Source organism: Pseudomonas sp. SWRI68, assembly GCF_014269165.1.
In the GTDB taxonomy this organism is placed as follows: Bacteria; Pseudomonadota; Gammaproteobacteria; order Pseudomonadales; family Pseudomonadaceae; genus Aquipseudomonas; species Aquipseudomonas capeferrum.
Genome location: NZ_JABWRU010000008.1, coordinates 257,036 through 264,504, shown reverse-complemented (window position 1 = coordinate 264,504; position 7,469 = coordinate 257,036). Strand labels below are relative to the sequence as shown.

7 protein-coding genes are annotated in these 7,469 nt (G+C 63.1%); 6 read left to right on the top strand and 1 reads right to left on the bottom strand.

Annotated elements, in window-relative coordinates:
* Positions 1-83 (top strand): IS3 family transposase (locus HU770_RS14890; RefSeq protein WP_186653653.1); only part of this gene is annotated, 83 nt, incomplete at its 5' end.
* Between the two features lie 89 nt (positions 84-172).
* Here HU770_RS14890 and HU770_RS14885 read toward each other — a convergent pair.
* Positions 173-613, bottom strand: a complete 441-nt coding sequence (locus HU770_RS14885) for a heme-binding protein (RefSeq protein ID WP_186656401.1) — start codon at positions 611-613, stop codon at positions 173-175.
* A gap of 257 nt (positions 614-870) precedes the next feature.
* On the opposite strand from HU770_RS14885, the gene gcl reads away from it, so the two are divergent.
* The 5 genes from gcl to pyk all read left to right on the top strand — a co-directional run bounded on the left by gcl (position 871) and on the right by pyk (position 7,441).
* Positions 871-2,646 (top strand): glyoxylate carboligase, encoded by a 1,776-nt coding sequence (gcl, locus tag HU770_RS14880; RefSeq protein ID WP_033699393.1) that lies wholly within the window; start codon positions 871-873, stop codon positions 2,644-2,646.
* Positions 2,647-2,712: 66 nt separating this feature from the next.
* The gene (hyi, locus tag HU770_RS14875) at positions 2,713-3,495 is read left to right on the top strand and encodes a hydroxypyruvate isomerase (RefSeq protein WP_033699395.1); all 783 of its coding nucleotides are present in this window, start codon (positions 2,713-2,715) and stop codon (positions 3,493-3,495) included.
* A 199-nt stretch (positions 3,496-3,694) separates the two neighbouring features.
* Entirely contained in the window at positions 3,695-4,588 is an 894-nt protein-coding gene (locus HU770_RS14870) for a 2-hydroxy-3-oxopropionate reductase (protein WP_033699398.1), read from the top strand.
* Between the two features lie 166 nt (positions 4,589-4,754).
* Entirely contained in the window at positions 4,755-6,029 is a 1,275-nt protein-coding gene (locus HU770_RS14865) for a glycerate kinase (protein ID WP_033699399.1), read from the top strand.
* Complete coding sequence (gene pyk, locus HU770_RS14860; protein WP_186664029.1) at positions 6,026-7,441, top strand: pyruvate kinase; 1,416 nt, start codon at positions 6,026-6,028, stop codon at positions 7,439-7,441. The genes HU770_RS14865 and pyk overlap by 4 nt, the downstream gene beginning before the upstream one ends.
* Positions 7,442-7,469: the final 28 nt, after the last annotated feature.

The following is a 7,469-nucleotide window of genomic DNA, read 5'->3' as shown; positions in this document are numbered from 1 at the left end:
TCCACTACTACAACCATGACCGCATCAAGCTGAGGCTCAATGGCCTGAGCCCTGTCGAGTACAGGACCCAGGCGGCAGCATAGAACTGTCCAACTTTTTGGGGGCAGTCCACTCCTGTAGGAGCGGCCTTGTGTCGCGATGGGCCGCAAAGCGGCCCCAACAATCTAAGTTATTACGCCACCACCCCCGCATCCGCCGTCAACCCAACCTCCTCGATCGCACTGATCGCGCACTGCTCGTCGATATCCGACGTATCGCCGCTGATCCCTACCGCACCCAGCACCTTGCCGTCCTGATCACGAATCAATACGCCACCCGGCGCCGGCACCACCGGCCGCTCCCCTAACCCATTCAGCGCGGCAAAGAACGCCGGCCGTTGCTGCGCATCCAGTGCCAGCAAACGCGAGCCCTTGCCCAAGGCAATCGCACCCCAGGCTTTACCGGTGGCCACTTCCGGGCGAATCAGGCTAGCGCCATCTTCCCGCTGCAGCGCCAGCAAGTGCCCGCCCGCATCCAGCACCGCCACGGTCAGTGGCGCCGCATTGATCTTGCGGCCTGCGGCCAGCGCGGCATTCACCAGGCTTACCGCGACTTTCAGGTTCAGAACGTTCATGAAAAGGTCCTCTTCTTGTTGTGAGAAGCCCTGAGGGCAGTTGAAAACCGATGACCTAAATAGAACACAACGAAAGATATTTTTGTATACAATATTTTTAAACGATCGTACCAGATCCGACAGAACCCAGTTTTCACGGGCTCTCCGACGAAAGCCACCTTCCCCGATGAAAATCCATTGACCTAGCCCGCCAGGCGTGAATACACTCTGTCGCAAAGCAAGTTGTATACAATTACAAAATCGATGAGGCACAACCCATGAGCAAAATGAGAGCAATCGATGCAGCCGTTCTGGTCATGCGCCGTGAAGGTGTAGATACCGCGTTCGGCATCCCAGGGGCTGCCATCAACCCGCTGTACTCAGCCCTGAAAAAAGTCGGTGGCATCGATCACGTCCTCGCTCGTCACGTCGAAGGTGCCTCGCACATGGCCGAGGGCTACACCCGTGCCAACCCGGGCAACATCGGCGTGTGCATCGGTACCTCCGGCCCTGCCGGCACCGACATGGTCACCGGCCTGTACAGCGCGTCGGCCGACTCCATTCCAATCCTCTGCATCACTGGCCAAGCCCCGCGTGCACGTCTGCACAAGGAAGACTTCCAGGCCGTCGACATCACCAGCATCGTCAAGCCGGTCACCAAGTGGGCCACCACCGTACTGGAGCCAGGCCAAGTGCCTTACGCGTTCCAGAAGGCCTTCTATGAAATGCGTACCGGCCGCCCAGGCCCGGTACTGATCGACCTGCCGTTCGATGTGCAGATGGCCGAAATCGAATTCGACATCGACGCCTACGAGCCACTGGCCGTCAACAAGCCATCCGCCACCCGCGTCCAGGCCGAAAAAGCCCTGGCCCTGCTCAACGATGCCGAACGCCCACTGCTGGTTGCAGGTGGCGGCATCATCAACGCCGACGCCAGCGACAAGCTGGTCGAGTTCGCCGAGCTGACCGGCGTACCGGTGATCCCGACCCTGATGGGCTGGGGCACCATCCCGGACGACCACGCCCTGATGGTCGGCATGGTCGGCCTGCAGACTTCGCACCGCTACGGCAACGCCACCCTGCTGAAATCCGACCTGGTGTTCGGTATCGGTAACCGTTGGGCCAACCGCCACACCGGCTCCGTCGATGTTTACACCGAAGGCCGCAAATTCGTGCACGTGGACATCGAGCCCACCCAGATCGGCCGCGTGTTCACTCCCGACCTGGGCATTGTCTCGGACGCCGGCAAGGCGCTGGACGTGTTCCTCGAAGTGGCCCGCGAGTGGAAAGCCGCCGGCAAGCTCAAGGACCGCAGCGCCTGGCTGGAAGACTGCCAGCAGCGCAAGGCCAGCCTGCAGCGCAAGACCCACTTCGACAACGTGCCGGTCAAGCCGCAGCGCGTGTACGAAGAGATGAACCAGGTATTCGGCAAGGACACCTGCTACGTCAGCACCATCGGCCTGTCGCAGATCGCCGGTGCGCAGTTCCTGCACGTGTACAAGCCACGCAACTGGATCAACTGCGGCCAGGCCGGCCCGCTGGGCTGGACCATCCCTGCCGCCCTGGGCGTGGTCAAGGCCGACCCATCGCGCAAGGTTGTCGCCCTGTCGGGTGACTACGACTTCCAGTTCATGATCGAAGAACTGGCTGTCGGTGCGCAGTTCAACCTGCCGTACGTTCACGTGCTGGTGAACAACGCCTACCTCGGCCTGATCCGCCAGGCGCAGCGTGGCTTCGACATGGATTACTGTGTACAACTGGCGTTCGAGAACATCAACTCGACCGACGCTGCCAGCTACGGTGTCGACCACGTTGCCGTGGTCGAAGGCCTGGGCTGCAAGGCCATCCGCGTATTCGAACCAGGCGAAATCGCCCCTGCCCTGCTCAAGGCGCAGAAGATGGCCGAAGAGTTCCGCGTGCCGGTCGTGGTCGAGGTGATCCTCGAGCGTGTCACCAACATTTCCATGGGTACCGAGATCAACGCCGTCAACGAGTTCGAAGACTTGGCACTGGTCGGCAACGACGCGCCAACCGCGATCTCGATGCTCGACTGATTGCCTGACGCCCCCGTGCATCCCGCCTATGTGGCGCCGGGGGCTTTAATCTGCAAGGAGACAACCATGCCTCGCTTCGCTGCCAACCTGTCCATGCTGTTCACCGAACAGGACTTCCTGGCCCGCTTCAAGGCCGCCGCCGATGCTGGTTTCAGCGGTGTCGAATACCTCTTCCCGTACGATTTCAGCGCTGCCGAAATCAAGCAACAGCTCGACGCTCACGGCCTGACCCAGGTGCTGTTCAACCTGCCGGCCGGCGATTGGGGCAAAGGTGAACGCGGTATTGCCTGCCACCCGGACCGCGTCGAAGAATTCCGCGCCGGCGTCGACAAGGCCATCGAATACGCCAAGGTACTGGGCAACACCCAGGTCAACGCCTTGGCCGGCATTCGCCCGCAGGGCCTGCAGTGCGCCGACGTGCGCAAGACCTTCGTCGACAACCTGCGCTTTGCCGCCGACAAGCTCAAGGCTGCAGGCATTCGCCTAGTCATGGAAATGATCAACACCCGCGACATCCCGGGCTTCTACCTGAACACCACCCAGCAAGCGCTGGACATCCAGGCCGAAGTCGGCAGCGACAACCTGTTCCTGCAGTACGACATCTACCACATGCAGATCATGGAAGGTGACCTGGCCCGCACCATTGAGGGCAACCTGAAACTGATCAACCACATCCAGCTGGCCGACAACCCGGGCCGCAACGAACCAGGCACCGGCGAGATCAACTACCGCTTCCTGTTCGAGCACCTGGACCGCATCGGCTACCAGGGCTGGGTGGGCGCAGAATACAAGCCACTGACCACGACCGAAGCAGGTCTGGGCTGGCTGAAGACCCATAACGCAATTTAAGGGCGAATACGCACTTTGTAGGAGCGGCCTTGCGTCGCAATGGGCTGCGCAGCAGCCCCGGCAATCTTTGCTGTGGCCGAAATTCTGGGGGCGCTGCGCCCCCTTTCCGACCGGTCCGGCGCCCCGGCAAGGCCGCTCCTACAATGGGACGCGTCGCCTGCTCCATCGAGATTCAACAAATACAACGAGGTAATCTCTCATGGCTAAAATCGGTTTTATCGGCACCGGCATCATGGGCAAGCCCATGGCTCAGAACCTGCAAAAAGCAGGTCACAGCCTGTTCGTCTCCACCCACCACGATGCTGCCCCGGCCGACCTGATCGCCGCCGGCGCCGTGGCCCTGGCCAACCCGAAAGAAGTTGCCCAGGAAGCTGAGTTCATCATCGTCATGGTCCCCGACACCCCACAGGTCGAAGCCGTCCTGTTCGGTGAAAACGGCGTGGCCGAAGGTGTGGGCCCGAACAAGGTAGTGATCGACATGAGTTCGATCTCCCCTACCGCCACCAAGGCCTTCGCCGAGAAGATCAAGGCCACTGGCGCCGCCTACCTGGACGCCCCGGTGTCCGGCGGTGAAGTCGGTGCCAAGGCTGCGACCCTGAGCATCATGGTCGGCGGTTGCCCGAAAGCCTTCGAGCGCGCACTGCCGCTGTTCGAAGCCATGGGCAAGAACATCACCCGCGTGGGTGGCAACGGCGACGGCCAGACCGCCAAGGTCGCCAACCAGATCATCGTCGCCCTGAACATCCAGGCCGTCAGCGAAGCGCTGCTGTTCGCCGCCAAGAACGGCGCCGACCCTGCCAAGGTGCGTGAAGCACTGATGGGCGGCTTCGCTTCGTCGAAAATCCTCGAAGTACACGCCGAGCGCATGATCAAAGGCACCTTCGACCCAGGCTTCCGCATCAACCTGCACCAGAAGGACCTGAACCTGGCCCTGCAGGGCGCCAAGGAGCTGGGCATCAACCTGCCCAACACCTCCAACGCCCAGCAAGTGTTCAACACCTGCCAGGCCCTGGGCGGCGGCAACTGGGACCACTCGGCGCTGATCAAAGGCCTGGAGCACATGGCCAACTTCTCGATCCGCGACGAGAAATAAGCTTCAAGCTGTAAGCCTCGAGCGGCAAGCAAAAGCAGGTCTGCTTTTACTTGTGGCTTGTAGCTTGAAGCTTGCAGCTCTGGGGACCGCCCCTGGTTCGGCCTGCACGGAGGCAGTTCCAGGGGCGTTTTCGATTCTGCAGAACAACAATAATTGGGAGCCTGCCATGTCGGTCGATCCGCAAAAAATTCTTCGCGAGCTGTTCGACACAGCCATCGCCGCCGCCCACCCGCGCCAAGTCCTCGAACCCTACCTGCCCGCCGACCGTAGCGGTCGGGTCATCGTCATCGGCGCCGGCAAGGCCGCAGCCGCCATGGCCGAAGTGGTCGAGAAAAGCTGGCAGGGCGAAGTGTCCGGCCTCGTCGTCACCCGCTACGGCCACGGTGCCAACTGCCAGAAGATCGAGGTGGTCGAAGCGGCCCACCCGGTCCCCGATGCCGCCGGCCTGGCCGTGGCCAAACGCGTGCTGGAACTGGTCAGCAACCTGAACGAAGACGACCGCGTCATCTTCCTATTGTCTGGCGGCGGTTCCGCCCTGTTGGCCCTGCCTGCCGAGGGCCTGACCCTGGCCGACAAGCAGCACATCAACAAGGCACTGCTCAAGTCTGGCGCCACCATCGGCGAGATGAACTGCGTACGCAAGCACCTCTCGGCGATCAAGGGCGGCCGCCTGGCCAAAGCCTGCTGGCCGGCCACCGTCTACACCTATGCGATTTCCGATGTGCCTGGCGACCTGGCCACCGTCATCGCCTCCGGCCCCACCGTCGCCGACCCGAGCACCAGCGCCGACGCCCTGGCCATCCTCAAGCGCTACAGCATCGACGCGCCCAAGGCGGTTATCGACTGGCTCAACAACCCGGCTTCGGAAACCGTCAAGGCCGATGACCCGGCCCTGGCTCGCAGCCATTTCCAATTGATCGCCAAGCCCCAGCAGTCGCTGGAAGCCGCTGCGGTCAAAGCCCGCCAGGCCGGTTTCAGCCCGCTGATACTCGGCGACCTGGAAGGCGAATCGCGCGAAGTGGCCAAGGTGCACGCCGGTATTGCCCGGCAGATCGTGCTGCACGGCCAGCCGCTCAAGGCGCCCTGCGTGATCCTCTCTGGCGGCGAAACCACCGTCACCGTGCGCGGCAACGGCCGTGGCGGGCGCAACGCCGAGTTCCTGCTCAGCCTCACCGAGAACCTCAAGGGCCTGCCAGGCGTGTACGCCCTGGCCGGCGACACCGACGGCATCGATGGCTCCGAAGAAAACGCCGGTGCCTTCATGACCCCGGGCAGCTACGCCCGTGCCGAAGCCCTGGGCCTTTCGGCCAGCGACGAGTTGGACAACAACAACGGCTACGGCTACTTCGCCGCGCTCGATGCGTTGATCGTCACCGAGCCGACGCGCACCAACGTCAACGACTTCCGCGCCATCCTGATCCTCGAGACTCCGCAATCATGACGCCTGATAAAAAAGTCAAAATCCTCGCCACCCTCGGCCCTGCGACCCAGGGTATCGACGACATCCGCCAGCTGGTCGAAGCCGGGGTGAACATCTTCCGCCTCAACTTCAGCCACGGCGAGCACGCCGACCACGCCATGCGCTACCAGTGGATCCGCGAAGTCGAGCAGCAACTGAACTACCCGCTGGGCATCCTCATGGACTTGCAGGGGCCGAAGCTGCGCGTTGGCCGCTTTGCCGAAGGCAAGGTGCAACTGCAGCGCGGCCAGGCCCTGCGCCTGGACCTGGACAAAGCCCCGGGCGACAACCGCCGGGTCAACCTGCCACACCCGGAGATCATCGCCGCGTTAGAGCCAGGCATGGACCTGCTGCTCGACGACGGCAAGCTGCGCCTGCGGGTGACCGCCAAGCACAGCGATGCCATCGACACCGAAGTGCTGGCCGGTGGCGAGCTGTCCGACCGCAAGGGCGTCAACGTGCCGCAAGCAGTGCTGGCGCTCTCCCCGCTGACTGAAAAAGACCGTCTCGACCTGGCCTTTGGCCTTGAACTGGGCGTGGACTGGGTGGCCCTGTCGTTCGTGCAGCGCCCGGAAGACATCACCGAAGCGCGCCAGTTGATCGGTGACCGCGCCTACCTGATGGCCAAGATCGAGAAGCCGTCCGCCGTCGAACAACTGCAAGCGATCGCCGAGCTGTCCGACGCGATCATGGTGGCCCGTGGCGACCTGGGCGTGGAAGTGCCGGCCGAAAGCGTGCCGCAGATCCAGAAACGCATCATCGACACCTGCCGCCAGCTGGGCAAACCGGTGGTGGTGGCCACGCAGATGCTTGAGTCGATGCGCTTCTCGCCAGCCCCGACCCGTGCCGAAGTCACCGACGTGGCCAACGCCGTGGCCGAAGGTGCCGATGCGGTGATGCTGTCGGCCGAGACTGCGTCGGGCGATTACCCGCTGGAAGCTGTGCAGATGATGAGCAAGATCATCCGCCAGGTGGAGAACGGCCCGGACTACCAGGCCCAGCTCGACGTTGGCCGGCCAAAAGCCGAGGCCACCGTGTCGGACGCCATCAGCTGCGCGATCCGCCGTATCAGCGGCATCCTGCCGGTGGCGGTGCTGGTCAACTACAGCGAGTCCGGCGCCTCGACCCTGCGCGCCGCCCGCGAGCGACCACGGGCACCGATCCTCAACCTGACGCCGAACTTGAACACCGCGCGCCGCCTGAGCGTGGCCTGGGGCGTGCACTCGGTGGTCAACGACCGTCTGCGCCAGGTTGACGAGATCTGCTCGACCGCGCTGGAGATTGCCCAGGCCCAAGGCATGGCCAGCCGCGGTGACACGCTGCTGATCACCGCTGGTGTGCCTTTCGGCAAGCCAGGCTCGACTAATACGCTACGGATCGAGACCTTGGTCTGATCCCGGGCCCTTTCGCGGGGCAAGCCCG

Bases quoted from the DNA above. Each gene is read 5' to 3' on its own strand.
- HU770_RS14885 (WP_186656401.1), bottom strand. From the start codon at position 613: ATGAACGTTCTGAACCTGAAAGTCGCGGTAAGCCTGGTGAATGCCGCG.
- gcl (WP_033699393.1), top strand. From the start codon at position 871: ATGAGCAAAATGAGAGCAATCGATGCAGCCGTTCTGGTCATGCGCCGT.
- hyi (WP_033699395.1), top strand. From the start codon at position 2,713: ATGCCTCGCTTCGCTGCCAACCTGTCCATGCTGTTCACCGAACAGGAC.
- HU770_RS14870 (WP_033699398.1), top strand. From the start codon at position 3,695: ATGGCTAAAATCGGTTTTATCGGCACCGGCATCATGGGCAAGCCCATG.
- HU770_RS14865 (WP_033699399.1), top strand. From the start codon at position 4,755: ATGTCGGTCGATCCGCAAAAAATTCTTCGCGAGCTGTTCGACACAGCC.
- pyk (WP_186664029.1), top strand. From the start codon at position 6,026: ATGACGCCTGATAAAAAAGTCAAAATCCTCGCCACCCTCGGCCCTGCG.